This is a genomic window from Mixta intestinalis, from assembly GCF_009914055.1.
GTDB lineage: Bacteria > Pseudomonadota > Gammaproteobacteria > Enterobacterales > Enterobacteriaceae > Mixta > Mixta intestinalis.
Map to the genome: position 1 here is coordinate 2,987,452 of NZ_CP028271.1, position 15,267 is coordinate 3,002,718.

14 protein-coding genes and 1 riboswitch are annotated in these 15,267 nt (G+C 54.9%); of the genes, 7 read left to right on the plus strand and 7 right to left on the minus strand.

Annotated features, from left to right (window positions below):
• Positions 1 to 1,161 (plus strand): glutathionylspermidine synthase family protein, encoded by a 1,161-nt coding sequence (locus tag C7M51_RS13780; RefSeq protein WP_160622316.1) that lies wholly within the window; start codon positions 1 to 3, stop codon positions 1,159 to 1,161.
• A gap of 38 nt (positions 1,162 to 1,199) precedes the next feature.
• Here C7M51_RS13780 and ygiD read toward each other — a convergent pair whose 3' ends face one another.
• The gene (gene ygiD / locus C7M51_RS13785) at positions 1,200 to 1,985 is read right to left on the minus strand and encodes a 4,5-DOPA-extradiol-dioxygenase (RefSeq protein WP_160622317.1); all 786 of its coding nucleotides are present in this window, start codon (positions 1,983 to 1,985) and stop codon (positions 1,200 to 1,202) included.
• 195 nt (positions 1,986 to 2,180) lie between these two features.
• Here ygiD and zupT point away from each other — a divergent pair, with 195 nt between their 5' ends.
• Both zupT and C7M51_RS13795 read left to right on the plus strand, forming a co-directional pair.
• Complete coding sequence (gene zupT / locus C7M51_RS13790; RefSeq protein ID WP_160622318.1) at positions 2,181 to 2,948, plus strand: zinc transporter ZupT; 768 nt, start codon at positions 2,181 to 2,183, stop codon at positions 2,946 to 2,948.
• Positions 2,949 to 3,091: 143 nt separating this feature from the next.
• On the plus strand, positions 3,092 to 3,478 hold the full coding sequence (locus C7M51_RS13795; protein WP_160622319.1) for a cell wall hydrolase: 387 nt from the start codon (positions 3,092 to 3,094) through the stop codon (positions 3,476 to 3,478).
• A 137-nt stretch (positions 3,479 to 3,615) separates the two neighbouring features.
• On the opposite strand, the gene ribB is transcribed toward C7M51_RS13795, so the two are convergent.
• On the minus strand, positions 3,616 to 4,272 hold the full coding sequence (gene ribB, locus C7M51_RS13800) for a 3,4-dihydroxy-2-butanone-4-phosphate synthase (RefSeq protein ID WP_160622320.1): 657 nt from the start codon (positions 4,270 to 4,272) through the stop codon (positions 3,616 to 3,618).
• Positions 4,273 to 4,371: 99 nt separating this feature from the next.
• Positions 4,372 to 4,521: riboswitch (FMN riboswitch) on the minus strand.
• 146 nt (positions 4,522 to 4,667) lie between these two features.
• Here ribB and ubiK point away from each other — a divergent pair.
• Positions 4,668 to 5,060 (plus strand): ubiquinone biosynthesis accessory factor UbiK, encoded by a 393-nt coding sequence (gene ubiK / locus C7M51_RS22475; RefSeq protein ID WP_244323731.1) that lies wholly within the window; start codon positions 4,668 to 4,670, stop codon positions 5,058 to 5,060.
• A gap of 70 nt (positions 5,061 to 5,130) precedes the next feature.
• Here the strand turns inward: ubiK and hldE are convergent, their stop codons facing one another.
• From hldE to C7M51_RS13820, 3 genes are all read right to left on the minus strand, one after another.
• A complete protein-coding gene (gene hldE / locus C7M51_RS13810; protein WP_160622321.1) occupies positions 5,131 to 6,552 on the minus strand; it encodes a bifunctional D-glycero-beta-D-manno-heptose-7-phosphate kinase/D-glycero-beta-D-manno-heptose 1-phosphate adenylyltransferase HldE in 1,422 nt (473 codons plus the stop codon).
• An 84-nt stretch (positions 6,553 to 6,636) separates the two neighbouring features.
• A complete protein-coding gene (gene glnE, locus C7M51_RS13815; RefSeq protein ID WP_160622322.1) occupies positions 6,637 to 9,495 on the minus strand; it encodes a bifunctional [glutamate--ammonia ligase]-adenylyl-L-tyrosine phosphorylase/[glutamate--ammonia-ligase] adenylyltransferase in 2,859 nt (952 codons plus the stop codon).
• Between the two features lie 19 nt (positions 9,496 to 9,514).
• Positions 9,515 to 10,819: a CYTH domain-containing protein gene (locus C7M51_RS13820; RefSeq protein WP_160622323.1), complete on the minus strand. Its 1,305-nt coding sequence runs from the start codon at positions 10,817 to 10,819 to the stop codon at positions 9,515 to 9,517.
• 206 nt (positions 10,820 to 11,025) lie between these two features.
• Between C7M51_RS13820 and C7M51_RS13825 the strand changes: the two genes are divergently transcribed.
• Both C7M51_RS13825 and C7M51_RS13830 read left to right on the plus strand, forming a co-directional pair.
• Positions 11,026 to 11,646, plus strand: coding sequence for a TIGR04211 family SH3 domain-containing protein (locus tag C7M51_RS13825; protein WP_160622324.1), 621 nt, complete (start codon positions 11,026 to 11,028; stop codon positions 11,644 to 11,646).
• Between the two features lie 186 nt (positions 11,647 to 11,832).
• A complete protein-coding gene (locus tag C7M51_RS13830) occupies positions 11,833 to 13,059 on the plus strand; it encodes a multifunctional CCA addition/repair protein (protein ID WP_160622325.1) in 1,227 nt (408 codons plus the stop codon).
• 52 nt (positions 13,060 to 13,111) lie between these two features.
• Here the strand turns inward: C7M51_RS13830 and bacA are convergent, their stop codons facing one another.
• Positions 13,112 to 13,930 carry an undecaprenyl-diphosphate phosphatase gene (bacA, locus tag C7M51_RS13835; protein WP_160622326.1) on the minus strand — a complete coding sequence of 273 codons (819 nt, stop codon included), beginning with the start codon at positions 13,928 to 13,930 and terminating at the stop codon, positions 13,112 to 13,114.
• 173 nt (positions 13,931 to 14,103) lie between these two features.
• On the minus strand, positions 14,104 to 14,457 hold the full coding sequence (gene folB, locus C7M51_RS13840) for a bifunctional dihydroneopterin aldolase/7,8-dihydroneopterin epimerase (protein ID WP_160622327.1): 354 nt from the start codon (positions 14,455 to 14,457) through the stop codon (positions 14,104 to 14,106).
• A gap of 107 nt (positions 14,458 to 14,564) precedes the next feature.
• On the opposite strand from folB, the gene plsY reads away from it, so the two are divergent.
• The gene (plsY, locus tag C7M51_RS13845) at positions 14,565 to 15,164 is read left to right on the plus strand and encodes a glycerol-3-phosphate 1-O-acyltransferase PlsY (protein WP_160622328.1); all 600 of its coding nucleotides are present in this window, start codon (positions 14,565 to 14,567) and stop codon (positions 15,162 to 15,164) included.
• Positions 15,165 to 15,267: the final 103 nt, after the last annotated feature.

Genomic DNA, 15,267 nt, shown 5'->3' on the forward strand with positions numbered 1-15,267 from the left:
ATGAAACGTATCGCAATTGCTGAACGTCCTGACTGGCGCGCCCGCGCAACCGAATTTGGCTTCGGTTTTCATACTATGTATGACGAGCCTTACTGGTGCGAAGACGCGTATTATCAGTTCACCCTGGCGCAGGTGGATTATCTGGAAGAAACCACCGCTGAGCTGCATCAGATGTGTTTGCAGGTGGTCGACAAAGTCGTTAACAGTGAAGAACTGCTGGCTAAATTCCGTATCCCGAAACATACCTGGGATTTCGTCCGCACCTCCTGGCAAACCTCGCAGCCTTCGCTTTATTCCCGGCTCGATCTCGCCTGGGGCGGCAGCGGTGATGCCAAGCTGCTGGAGAACAATGCCGACACGCCAACCTCACTGTATGAGGCCGCTTTCTTCCAGTGGCTGTGGCTGGAAGATCAGCTTAATGCCGGAAATCTCCCGGCGGGCAGCGATCAGTTCAACAGTCTGCAAGAGAAGTTAATCGATCGCTTCGCCGTACTGCATCAACAGCATGGCTTCGGCCTGCTGCACTTCGCCTGCTACCGTGACAGCGTGGAAGATCGTGGTACGGTGCAATATCTACAGGACTGCGCCAGCGAAGCAGGTTTACCCAGCGAATTTCTCTACATCGACGATATCGGGCTGGGTGAAAAAGGTCAGTTTACCGATCTCAACGATCGGGTGATCAGCAATCTGTTCAAGCTCTATCCCTGGGAATTCATGCTGCGCGAGATGTTCTCTACCAAACTGAACGATGCGGGCGTACGCTGGCTGGAGCCAGCCTGGAAGAGCATTATTTCCAACAAGGCGCTGCTGCCAATGCTGTGGCAGATGTTCCCTAATCATCCGAATCTGTTGCCCGCCTATTTTGCGGAAGATAATGTTCCGGCGATGGATAAATATGTGGTGAAGCCGCTTTTTTCACGCGAAGGCGCAAATATTCGCATCGTTGACGGCGGTCAGGAGATCGCGCGCGTTGATGGCCCTTATGGTGAAGAAGGCATGATCGTGCAGCAGTTCCATCCCCTGCCGCAGTTTGGCGACAGCTATACGCTGATCGGTAGCTGGCTAATAGACGATCGGCCAGCCGGTATTGGCCTGCGTGAAGATCGCGCACTGATTACCCAGGATCTCTCCCGTTTCTACCCGCACGCGTTTATCGAATAGCCTTATCGGGCAGCCGCTGGCTGCCCTTTTTATCTCTGCTATCCCACCTGAACCGATAACATACTGATCGCCGACATCACGATCCCGTTTACCGGCACCGTTACCGGCTCATCAGGCTGGCGCGATCCCAGAATATAGAGCAGCGGCAAATAGTGTTCTGGTGTTGGATTAGAGAGCGCCGCGCCTTCATGCTCCGTAAAATTCACCAGCGGATGCGCTTCTGCTGCACCCTGCCAGGCCAGATTATCCTGAACGAACTGATTAAAAGAGGCCGCCCAGGGCCAGGCTTCCGCATCCTCCTGCCAGCGAACCTTACGCAGGTTATGCACCACGTTACCGCTGGCGACCAGCATCACGCCGCGCTCGCGCAGCGCCGCCAGCCGCTGTCCCACCTGGAAATGCCAGGCGGCACTCTGCGTGCCATCGATGCTGAGCTGCACGACCGGAATATCCGCTTCGGGGTACATTTTGATCAGCACCCCCCAGGCGCCGTGATCTAACCCCCATGCGTTATCGGGATGTACCGCTACCGGTGCCAGTAGATCGGCAATTTCCTGCGCCAGCGCAGGCGCTCCCGGCGCGGGATAGTGAGTATCAAACAGCGCCTGCGGAAAACCGCCGAAATCATGGATGGTACGTGGCTTATCCATTGCCGTTACCGCCGTCCCGCGCGTATACCAGTGCGCCGAGATCGCCACTATCGCTTTTGGCCTCGGCAGCTGTTCTCCCAGCGTGCGCCACGCCTGCGTATAGGGGTTTTCTTCCAGTACATTCATCGGGCTACCGTGGCCCAGGAACAGAGCTGGCATACGCACGTGTTTCATAACAACCTCAACCTTGCATCATCGATTAGGTAAACCACCTTACGCCCTTTACATAATGGATGCAGGCGGATAACCATGACCAAGATGTTCAACTTTTTTGAATGGTGATCAGACAAAACTTTACGCTAATCCCCTTCGCTTTTTGCCAGAATTCCCATGGTCTTAATACGAATAATTCTCATTATAGGTTATGCCATGTCGATTCCTTTATTGCTGACCTTGCTGGCAGGTGCCGCAACTTTTGTCGGTGCGATATTAGGCGTGCTGGGTCAAAAACCCTCTAACCGAATGCTGGCTTTTGCGCTGGGATTTGCGGCTGGCATCATGCTGTTAATTTCACTGATGGAAATGCTGCCCGCCGCGCTCAATACGCAAGGCATGTCGCCGCTAATGGGCTACGGCATGTTTCTGCTGGGCCTGCTGGGTTATTTCGCCCTCGATCGCTGTCTGCCTCATCAACATCCCCAGGATTTGATGGCGGCAAGCCAGAAACCCCGTAGTCTGCGGCGCACGGCTATTCTGTTGACGCTGGGCATTAGCTTGCATAATTTCCCCGAAGGTATCGCCACCTTTGTTACGGCCAGCAGCGATCTGGAACTGGGGCTGGGCATTGCGCTGGCGGTAGCGATTCATAATATTCCGGAAGGGCTGGCGGTGGCGGGTCCAATGTATGCCGCGACGGGGTCAAAAGCGCGTGCGCTTTTCTGGGCTTCGGTTTCCGGCATGGCGGAAATATTAGGTGGGCTGCTGGCGTTTATGCTGCTCGGCCCGGTAATTTCACCGCTGGTTATCGCTGCAATTATGGCGATGGTCGCCGGTATTATGGTGGCGCTCTCTGTTGATGAACTGATGCCGCTGGCGCGAGATATCGATCCACACAATAACCCCAGCTACGGCGTTTTATGCGGAATGACGGTGATGGGATTTAGCCTGACGCTGCTGGAGTCCAGCGGTATCGGCTGATGCTCTTTATCTGAAAGTAATTAGCCACAGGATTATAAATCAAAGAGATAGTTGAGTAGCGGTATTTTTCAGGCGCTGTCTGCTATTCTGGCCGACTGTCGCTTCGTACACTGTCGCTCTGTTTGGACAATGACGGAAATACTATGCTGGCTCAAGGTGCCCTGCTATGTCTGGCTTTGAATATCTATCATGAAGCACGCGGAGAACCGCTGAAAGGGCAAATCGCCGTCGCTTCAGTCACAATGAATCGCGCTAACTGGGATATTAATCAAATCTGCCCGGTAGTGTATGCGCCCAGACAATTTTCCTGGACGCACCTGACAAAAACCGCCTGGCGCTATCCACCCGGTAGCGATAAAAGCTGGCAGCGGGCACAACAGATAGCTCACCAGATTATTAACGGCGAGCTTTCTGATGTGACTAACGGCGCAACCTACTATCACAACCAGACCGTTACGCCCGTCTGGCGCAACGAATTCGCCCGCACCGCCACTATCGGCAGCCATGTCTTTTATGCCCGAAGAGAGTAGCTGCGTTACGGCTTGCGATCCGCTTTCAGGAGCGGTAATAGCGTTCTCCTGCCTTATCTTGCTAAAGCTTCACAGACAAAAGCCGGGCAGAGCCCGGCTTTTCAGTCGCTTTAACAGCGGAGGAGAGGCGTCAGTAATTAGCTGGCCTGGCGGGTTTCATGGCTACGACGCCATGCAACCAGATCCTCAATGGTTACGACTGGCATATTGTGTTGTTTAGCAAACACAATCGCCTCCGGCGCATGCGCCATCGTACCGTCGTCATTGGTCAGCTCGCACAGTACGCCAAAAGGTTTGAAACCGGCCAGGGTGACTAAATCGATAGTCGCTTCAGTATGGCCGCCGCGCGTTAACACGCCGCCTTCTCGCGCACGTAACGGGAATACGTGGCCGGGGCGGTTCAGGTCGCTGGGTTTAGCATTATCTGCAATAGCAGTGCGAATGGTGGTCAGACGATCTTTTGCAGAAACGCCGGTTGTTACACCCTGTGCCGCTTCAATCGTAACGGTAAAGCCGGTTCCGAAGGAGCTGGTGTTATTTTCCACCATCATTGGCAGATCCAGCTGCTGGCGACGAGGCTCGGTGATGCACAGGCAGACGATGCCGCTGCCGTGGCGAATGGTCAAAGCCATTTGTTCGACGGTCATGGTTTCCGCTGCGAAAATCATGTCACCTTCGTTTTCACGATCTTCGTCGTCCAGTACCATTACACCGCGGCCTTCACGTAATGCTGCGATGGCCAGTTCTACACGCTGTTCAGGCGTGCCAAATTCAGAAAGTAGCGTCTGATTCATGGTAAAAAAAGTCCTTATTTATATTGTGGTTACCAGAACCAGGGCGTGCTTGAGGAGTGCATAAAAATAACGCGAGGCGAGCGAATGCCCGACCAGAACCGTTACTCTCTCCCATCCGGACTTTAACCGTCGGCCCCGGAATTACACCGGATCTGCTGACCTTCCAATCGGAGATCGGAAGCGCTCGCGGGCTTTCAGCTACGCTGATTTACCGCCGGTGGGGAATTTCGCCCCGCCCTGAGAATAAGCGAAGTCACTATAACGCCAAAAAACCAGCTCGGCAACGCCCAATCGCAACATATGCTTACTCAATTTATGCCGCCGCCATTTTAGGTTTATCCTTTTCCAGACAGGCATTACACTTATGTTATCTTTGTTGCGACCAGGAAACCGCCATGATTGACCCGAAAAAAATTGAACAACTCGCACGTCAGGTGCACGAGGCAATGCCAAGAGGCATTCGTGAGTTTGGCGATGACGTGGAGAAAAAGATTCGTCAGGTTTTGCAGGCGCAGCTGACGCGCATGGATCTGGTAAATCGCGAAGAGTTTGATGTGCAGACACAGGTGCTGCTGCGCACCCGTGAAAAGCTGGCCGCACTGGAGCAACGTCTTGCCGCGCTGGAAAGCCAGGGCGGAAAACCGGTTACGCAGTCGGCCTCGTCTCCGGCAATGGCACCCGCCGCGCCGCAAACCGCGAGCGCAACACCACAAACGCCCGCGTCGCCTTCCTCTTATCAAACGCCGCCGCTTTTGAACGATGAAGTTAAAAAGGAAGATCCGCAGTAACGGCGGAGGCGGTAATACCGGCGGGCGAGCGTTAACGCTTTTGCCTGCCGGATAACCTTCCCGCTGAGGTTTAAGAACGAATACGCTTGATGATATTGGTAGTAGAAATACCGTCTTCAAAGTTCAGCACGCGTACTTCGCCGCCGTTAGCCCACACCTCTTTACTTCCGGCAATATCTTCCGGCTTATAGTCCCCACCTTTCACCAGCAGATCCGGCAGAATACCAGCGATCAGCCGCTGCGGCGTATCCTCTTCGAAGGAAACGACCCAGTCGACCGCTTCCAGCGCACCCAGCACGATCATTCGGTTTTCCAGCGTATTTACCGGACGACTGTCACCTTTAAGTCGTTTTGTCGAGGCATCGCTGTTAACCGCAACAATTAAACGATCGCCCAGCTTACGTGCGTTAGAAAGGTAAGAGACATGCCCGGCGTGCAGGATATCGAACACGCCGTTAGTCATCACCACCTTCTCTCCGCGCTGACGCGCCAGCGCAACGGCTTCTTTCAGCTGCGCCTCGCTCATAATGCCGAAGCCGCTCTCAGGACGAGCGTGAATTGCATTTTCCAGCTCAACCGGGGAAACGGTGGAGGTGCCCAGTTTGCCCACGACCACACCTGCGGCAGCATTTGCCAGGAAGCAAGCAGCTTCCAGATCGTCGCCAGCTGCCAGCGAGGCGGCCAGCACGCCGATGACGGTATCGCCCGCACCGGTCACGTCATAGACCTCCTGCGCCTGAGTAGGCAGATGCAGCGGCGCTTTGCCTGGCTGCAACAGCGTCATGCCGTTTTCTGAGCGGGTAACCAGCAGCGCCGACAGCTCATAATCAGCAACCAGCTGCATACCACGCTCAACAATCTGCGCCTCGTTCTGACATTTACCTACCACGGCCTCAAACTCAGAAAGATTAGGCGTCAGCAGCGTAGCGCCCCGGTAGCGTTCAAAATCGGTTCCTTTGGGATCCACCAGCACCGGCACCTTTGCCGCACGCGCCAGCTGTATCATCTGCTGTACGGTTGCCAGCGCCCCTTTCGCATAGTCCGAGAGCACCAGCGCGCCGGTATGCGGCAGCGCAGCGGCGATACGCTGGTGCAACGGCTCAGGATCGATACCGTCAAAACCCTCTTCAAAATCCAGCCGGATCAGCTGCTGATTACGGGAAAGGATACGCAGCTTGGTAATGGTTGGATGGGTCGACAGCGCCACGAAATCACACTTTACGTTGACGTTTTGCAGGCTTAAGCCCAGCGCCCGCGCCGCATCATCGGTTCCCGTCAGGCCAATAAGGCGTGAAGAGGCACCCAGCGCAGCAATATTCATCGCCACGTTTGCCGCGCCGCCCGGACGTTCTTCAACGTTATCCACTTTCACGACCGGTACCGGCGCTTCCGGGGAAATACGGCTGGTAGGGCCATACCAGTAGCGATCCAGCATCACATCGCCGACGACCAGCACTTCTGCACGGTTAAATTCGGGCAGTGTCACTTTCATTACAGAGACTCCAGACTGCAGTAAAAATATTGCGCGCGATAATAACATAGCTGCGTCAAAACGCGGCGGCGCGCATCAGGTTCCTCAGGCTTCCGTTGTAGAGCCCAGCAGCCAGCGCTGCCAGCTCTCCTGAACAATCTGCCGCTCGTGCATAAAGGCATCCGGCGCAACGTGCCCCGCCTGTTCCTGTAGAGCCAGGTGATGCAGCTCATCACGCAGCGTCACGTAAGCCTGCGTTAGCGCCTCCGCCTCACGCTGGGAGATTTTGTCATGCCGCGCCAGTAGTTCAAGTATACGCACGTTATCAGACCAACCCGTTAGCGCAGGCTCTTCGGCGGCGTAACGGAGCACCAGATATTGCGTAATAAACTCAATGTCCGTGATACCGCCCTCATCAGCTTTGATATCCCAGCGCCCCTTATGCTTATGGCTCAAATGGGCGTACATCTTTTCGCGCATCTCACGCACTTCGGTTTGTAACGTCGCCGCCTCGCGTGGCAGGCAGAGCGTATGGCGACGAATGGCCTCAAAGCGTTTATTCAACGCGGGTTCGCCATAAACGATGCGTGCCCGCACCAGCGCCTGATGTTCCCAGGTCCAGGCATCGTTACGCTGGTACTCATCAAACGCGTCCATGGTACTGACCAGCATACCGGCTGAACCGGAAGGCCGCAGACGCGCATCCACCTCATACAAGATGCCCGATGAGGTACGGGTGCTGAACAGATGCATCACGCGCTGCGCCAGGCGCAGGTAGAACTGACGCCCGTCAATAACCCGTTCGCCGTCGGTAACGGCATCAATCGGACAATCGTGCAGGAAAACCAGATCGAGATCGGAACGATATCCCAGCTCCCAGCCGCCCAGCTTGCCATAGCCGACAACGGCGAAGCCGCGCTCGTTTTGTTGCAGATGTGATGGCTTGCCGTAACGCTGAACCATCATATTCCACGCCTGCTGCACCACTGCCTGAATAATCGCTTCCGCCAGCCAGGTAAGATGATCGCTGACTTTCATCACCGGCAGCGTACCGGCAATATCGGCGGCGGCAATGCGCAGCTGCTGCACCTGCTTAAACTGGCGCAGCGCTTCCAGTTGCTGTTCCTCATCCTCTTCCGGGATACGCAGCAGATACTGACGCAGCTCATCCCGGTAGGCATCGGTCGCGGTTGGCTGATAAAGCGTAGCGGGATCAAGAAGCTCATCCAGCAGCAGCGGATAGCGCGCCAGCTGGCTGGCGATCATCGGTGAGGCGGCACACAGGCGAATAAGCTGTTGTAACGCGCCGGGAGACTCCGTCAAGAGTTCGAGATAGGTAGTACGGGTCACTACGCCCAGCAACAGCGGAATCAGGCGTTCCAGAGTAAGATCGGCATCAGCACGTACGCAGACCTCATTCAGCAAACGCGGCATCAGCTGATCGAGCGCCAGCCTTCCCCGTGGTCCGATAGTGCGTTTATCAACATCGCGTCGGAAATCAGTCAGGAGGCGGAACAGGCGCTCCCTTGCTGCTTCATCAAGCTGCGTCAGCAGCGCGTCCAGATCGCTTTGATCCAGCTTATCGTGCCACAGCTCAGCCATTTCATGGCTGTCGTTCTCTTCCGCGCTCTCCGGGACATCCTCTCCGATGAGCTCGTTAAAGATCAGCCGCACCTGTGCCATCTGCTGTTCCAGCGCCTCAAGCAACGCCGTCCAGTCAGCAAAGCCCATCGCCCACGCCAGACGCGCCTGATTTAGCACATCCGTCGGCAACGTTTGCGTTTGCTCGTCAGCGATGCTTTGTAGCAGATTTTCCAGGCGGCGTAAAAAGAGATAAGCACCGCGTAGCGCACTAACCTGCGGCTCAGTCAGCAGGTTCAGCTCTTCAATAGCGGCAAGGGTTGGCAATAACGCGCGCTGTTGCAGCGTGCGTTCACGACCACCGCGAATTAGCTGGAAAACCTGTACGATAAATTCACATTCACGAATACCGCCAGCGCCCAGTTTAATGTTGTCCTTCAGACCGCGACGGCGCACCTCGCGCGCTATCATTCCTTTCATGTTGCGCAGCGACTGTATAACGCTGAAATCGATGTAGCGACGATAGATAAAGGGGCGTAGCATTTGCTGTAGCTCCTGGCTCCAGCGATCGTCGCTGTCGCCCATCAGGCGCGCTTTCACCATCGCGTAGCGCTCCCAGTCGCGCCCCTGCTCCTGATAGTAATCTTCCAGCGCGGCAAAACTGAGTACCAGCGGGCCGCTATCCCCGAAGGGACGCAGACGCATATCCACACGATATACGAAGCCGTCCGCGGTTGCCTGATCGAGCACTTTGATCAAACGCTGGCCAAGGCGGGTAAAAAACTGCGCGTTATCTAATTCGCGGCGTCCGCCGTGCGTTACGCCATTTTCTGGCCAGACAAAAATCAGATCGATATCAGAAGAAAAATTCAGCTCGCCGCCGCCCAGTTTGCCCATGCCTAAAATCAGTAGGGGCTGAGGCTCACCGGCAGCATTGCATGGCGTGCCATATTCAATGCAGCACGCCTGCCACAGCCAGTCGCGCGCGGCGACGATCAGCGTCTCGGCCAGCGTACTGAGCTGTTTTAACGACATTTCGGTACTGCTTTCGCCTATGGCCTGCATCCAGGCGATACGTACCATCATTTGCCGCCGGAACAGGCGTAGCTGCCGCATCAGCGCCGCTTCGTCGCTGACCGTTTGCAGCCCGGCGTTTAACCAGTCGGCATAGTGGCACCATTCATCAGGCTGCGGCTTTTCCTGCTCCAGCTGTTGCCACCATTCCGGATGCTGAAGCAGGCTATCGGTAATAAAATCGCTGAACGCCAGTACCGCCTGCTGCTGCATATTCAGAGACGCAAGCGAACGGTTTAGTCGCCCCGCCGCTTTTTCCGCCTGCGATTGCAGTAGCGCGGGCAGCGGTCCATGAAATGTTGGCAACATAACTTCTCCCTAACGTTAATCAGACCTTGCCGTTAAGCCAAAAAGCAGGTTGCCTTAGCGCCTGACGGCACAGCATATCCAGCTCACGATCGTGATGATTACGAATTGCCTGTGCCAGCTGCTGCCAGCCCTGTAACCAACTATCCACCGCTGCGGAGGGATAGGCACCTGCCAGCAGATGTACCGTCAGCAGATGATGCGTCAGACGTACCGACTTATCCTGATATTCATTGTGCTGGCGTATCGTACTGAAGGTCTCTTTCAGATCGGCGGCCACGCGCCCCAGCATAATATCGGCGAAGCGTTTGAAAGAACCCTGTAGCCGCTCAGCATTTTTCGCATCGATAAAGGGTTGCCAGCCAGCGCTGCTTAGCCAGGCGGTTAAGCTCAGCTGGGTATCCAGCCAGAGCGGGCTATAGCATATCGCTTGCGCTTCGGGCTGTTTCTGCTCCAGCGTCTCAAGCAGGCTGGTTAATTTTTGTCGCAGCGCGCTGCTGGCTTTGCGCGGCACCAGCCCACCGAATAGCGAAAAAGCCTGCCTTGCGGTTTCCAGCGCGTCCAGCACGGCACCCTGCGCCGCCGTTTCTCCACGTAGCCACAGCTCTTCATGGTATTGCCAGTGCTTCAGCGCCAGGGTGAGCGCCGCCTGCATTCCTTCTTCGATCGTTGCCTTAGGTTTTACCTGTAACACCGGTAACGGACGCAGCGGCTGCTCCGGTTTACCCTGCGCCAGCCAGTAGCCGCGCGCAGCTTTACTCAGGCTACCTGGACGCAGCCCTCCCGCCTTGCCCAGCTCGGCGGCCAACGCCAGTACATCCGCCAGCTCACCCTGTTTCAGTTCCAGCTCAATTTCATGCAGCGGTTCGCTCAGCGCGTTGGCGCTAACCTCTCCCCGATCCAGCGCAACTTCAATTTCACTGTTACCATAGCTGACCAACCAACGCTCACGCGCAAAATGCGTGGTAAACAACGGTTTTAGCTGCTGTTGCAGCGCGTTGATATCGCTTCCCTCAGGCCAGACTTCTGTCGGGAGGCGGGTAATATCCAGTTCCGGCTGGGTAAGCTCGACGTTATACTCAGGGCGTTGATGCAAACCGCCAATCGTCTGGCCTGCCGTTTTCAGGGTCATTTCATAACGTTCCCCGATGCCACGGATACGCAACCCCATATCCCAGCGGCGCAGCTGATTGTCGGGCGTTTCATAATAGATGTTAGTTAACGCTATCGGTGCGCTGTATTGATGGGGCCATGCAGCCAGTTGACTGCCAAGCCGATCCGCCGCCTGAGGCGTTGCAATGAACTTTAACTCGATTTCAATGGTCATAATTTTTCATTCATCTTTCACTGGCGCAGATTTCAGGAATAAGCCGAAGAGTAATGCAGATAACCCTCTGCTGTCTCTGCTTTATTATGTATTCGCGAGCGTTGCCGCATCAGCTTGAGACCAGGATAGTTCTCATTCAGATTTTTGCGTAGCCTATCCAGACTGTGCCCTAAAATTTTCCGGAACACATGAAAAAACGATATCGAATGAATAAATCACACCTTATTGCTCTGACTTTGCTGACATTCAGCGTTACTTTGCCCGTCCATGCCGAAGAGAAACGTTATATTTCTGATGAGTTATCTACTTGGGTTCGCAGCGGCCCCGGCGATCAATATCGTCTGGTCGGCAAGCTGAACGCAGGCGAACAGGTCACGCTGTTACAGACCAACAGCCAAAGCCAGTATGGACAGATTCGTGATGCAGAAGGCAAAACCAACTGGATCCCACTGGCGCAGCTTAGCGCCGAGCCGAGCCTGCGTACACGTGTGCCGCAGCTTGAGAAGCAGGTTAAAGATCTGACCGATAAGCTGGCAAATATTGACAACAGCTGGAATCAGCGCACGGCGGATATGCAGAAGAAAGTTGCGGCCAGCGATAGTGTGATTAACGGCCTGAAAGAAGAAAACCAGCAGCTGAAAAACCAGCTGATCGTCGCACAGAAGAAAGTTAACGCGGCGAATGTGCAGCTGGATGACAAACAACGTACCATTATTATGCAGTGGTTTATGTATGGCGGTGGTGTTGCAGGCGTAGGTTTACTGCTGGGTCTGCTGCTGCCGCACATGATTCCACGCCGGAAGAAAAACAACCGCTGGATGAATTAACCAGCCGTTTTTCCCCATTTTCGTCTCCACGGCAACAGGGCTTACAGGCGGCCCTGCTGTTGTCATGTCCGTCATTCTGCGATTGTTGTGCCAGAATAACTGTCAGGAAGCGATTTTAAGCTACCGGTACGGCAAACCGATACCGGTACGCCTGATATTTAATTGACTGAACACTGGAGTTCCTTAGTGAAAACATATCTTGTCGGCGGCGCGGTTCGCGATGGTTTACTTAAGCTGCCGGTCAAAGACAAAGATTGGGTCGTGGTCGGCGCCACGCCTGAAATGATGCTGGAGCAGGGTTACCAGCAGGTGGGCCGCGACTTTCCGGTTTTTCTGCATCCTGAAAGCCGGGAAGAGTATGCGCTGGCGCGTACCGAACGCAAATCAGGCAGCGGTTATACCGGTTTCGTCACCTGGTCAGCGCCTGATGTCACCTTAGAGCAGGATCTGCAACGGCGCGATCTGACCATCAACGCTATCGCTCAGGATGAGGCGGGCAACTATATCGATCCTTACCACGGATGTGAGGATCTGGAAAAGCGCCTGCTGCGCCATGTCTCAGCGGCCTTTGTCGAGGATCCGCTGCGCGTGCTGCGCGTGGCACGCTTTGCTGCCCGTTACGCGCACCTGGGTTTTCGCATTGCCGAAGAAACCCAGGCGCTAATGTGTCAGATGGTTACCGGCGGTGAACTCGCCGACTTAACCGCCGAGCGCGTCTGGAAAGAGACGGAGAACGCGCTGCGCGCCCGTAACCCGCAGGTTTATTTTCAGGTGCTGCGCGACTGCGGCGCGCTGGCAGTACTTTTTCCTGAGATCGATAAGCTGTTTGGCGTCCCGGCACCGGCTAAATGGCACCCGGAAATCGATACCGGCGTGCATACATTGATGACGCTGGCGATCGCCGCTCAGCTCACACCAGAACCGGATGTGCGCTTCGCCACGCTCTGTCATGATGTCGGCAAGGGGCTGACGCCGCCGGAAAAATGGCCCAGCCATCCCGGTCATGGCGTTGCTGGCGTACCGCTGGTGGAGGCGATGTGCCACCGTCTGCGTATCCCCAACCAGCTGCGCGATCTCGCCATGCTGGTCGCGGAATTTCACGATATGGTGCACACCATTGAGAAACAGCCAACAGAGCGGCTGATTACCCTGTTCGATCGCATCGATGCCTGGCGCAAACCGCTGCGGGTTGAGCAGCTGGCGCAAACCAGCGAAGCGGATGCGCGCGGACGCACCGGCTGGGAGAATAATCCTTATCCTCAAGGCATTTACCTGCGCGAGGCGTTTCAGATCGCGCTGGCGGTACCGACCAAAGCGGTTATCGAAGCTGGATTTAAAGGCGTTCAGGTGCGCGAGGAGCTGACCCGGCGTCGGATCGAAGCGCTGGATAACTGGCGTACCAGCCGTGGCTGACAGGGATAAAAAAAGGAGGCGCTGATGCCTCCTTTTTTAATCGTCTGCTGCGTTAGACAAAAACCAGGTAAACCGCAGCGGCAACGATAAAACGGTAGATGGCGAAAGGCACAAAGGAGATACGCTTAATCAGATGCAGGAAGAACTTAATCGCCAGCAGCGCAATGATAAACGCAGTGACAAAGCCCACGGCGAACATCGGCAGATCGTCCATCGACAGGAAGCCCATACTTTTATACAAATCGAGTACGGTAGCGCCCATCATCATCGGCACGGCAAGAATAAAGGAGAATTCTGAAGCGGCATAACGGCTCACGCCCATCAGCATCCCGCCGGAGATTGTTGCGCCAGAACGAGAGAATCCCGGCCAGAGAGCCAGACACTGGAAGCAGCCAATAATGAAAGCCTGGCGGTAAGTGATGTCATCGATACCCGGCGCTTTCGGCTGTTTGGGCTTCAGAAACTCAGCCACCAGCAACAGTACGCCGCCGACAATCAGCGCATACATCACGTTGACAGGATTAAAGAGCGTCTTAATTTGATCGTGCAGGATCAGCCCGATCGCTACCGCAGGGACCATGCCCAGCAGGATATGAATCAGCGTCAGGTGACCGGTTCCGCTACCTTCATGCTTAACCTGACCGAAGTGAATACCAATCAGACCAAACAGCCGCCGCCAGAACATAACCACCACGGCAAGAATAGATCCAAGCTGAATCACGACTTCAAACGTTTCTGCCTTATCGCCTTCAAAACCCAGCAGATGTCCAACAATGATCATATGACCGGTGGATGAGACAGGAAGAAACTCTGTCAGCCCCTCGACAATGCCGAGAATTGCAGCCACCCAGAGCTGATGAATATCTGCCATCAAAAGTCCTCTACCCTAATGTTTTAGCCATTAAAAAGGCGGACGTTCGAAACGTAACCGCCAGAAAAGATGCCAACTCAGCGTTATGCCAGCTATATGACAGCCATAATGTGGTTCGGTTTCATTGTGATAGCAATCACATTGGATCTATTTCAGAATAGTCCCCGCCGGGGCTAACGGGCTCCGCGCTCAATAATGACGCCTACCCGAGCGGCCTGGGCAACGGCGCCAGGCTTACTGACCTTGATACGTACCCAGGGCGAGCCAAAGCGCGTTAACAGCAGGTTGGCCACCTCTTCCGCTACCCTTTCTACCAGCGCAAAACGCCCCTGACCAACATGGTCGATAATCAGAGTGGCAACGTCGGCATAGCTCAGACAATCATTCACATCATCGCTGGCCGCCGCCTTTTGATTATCCCAGGCCATTTCGACATCGAAAACCAGCTTCTGCTGAATAGTCTGTTCCCAGTCGTAAACGCCAATGGTAGTGATTACCGACAGCTGTTCTATAAATACGATATCCATGATGGCAGTCTCTGTTTTTGCGTTAACCGGATACCACTTCCGGCGAATTATGCGTATTATCCACAGATGATGAGACTAAAACGACCCTTACGAAACGGAACGGTGTTATGAGTGCAATCGCGCTTGGTATGATCATTTTCGCGTATCTGTGCGGCTCTGTCTCCAGTGCCATCCTGGTGTGTCGGCTCGCAGGCCTCCCCGATCCGCGCCATAACGGGTCAGGCAATCCCGGTGCCACAAACGTATTGCGTATCGGTGGTAAAGGCGCAGCGGCGGCGGTGCTGGTGTTCGATATCCTGAAAGGGATGTTGCCGGTATGGCTGGCTTATGAAATGGGCGTTTCTCCGGTTTATCTTGGTCTGACGGCAATTGCTGCCTGCCTGGGCCATATCTATCCCGTTTTCTTTCGTTTTCGCGGCGGTAAAGGCGTGGCTACGGCACTGGGTGCCATTGCGCCTATCGGCTGGGATCTGACCGGCCTGATGACCGGAACCTGGCTGTTGACCGTGCTGCTGAGCGGCTATTCATCGCTGGGTGCTATCGTCAGCGCGCTGATTGCGCCTTTTTATGTCTGGTGGTTCAAGCCGCAGTTTACCTTCCCGGTCGCGATGCTTTCCTGCCTGATACTGTTACGCCATCATGATAATATTCAGCGTCTGTGGCGCGGACAGGAATCAAAAATCTGGAAAAAAAAGCGTAAGCCTTGAGCTTATTTTATTCGCTGGCATATTTCACGTCGACTGACAAATTACGATGGCGGGAAAAATGCCTGGTGAAGGCATAAAATAATCACTTTCCATCTTTTATTCG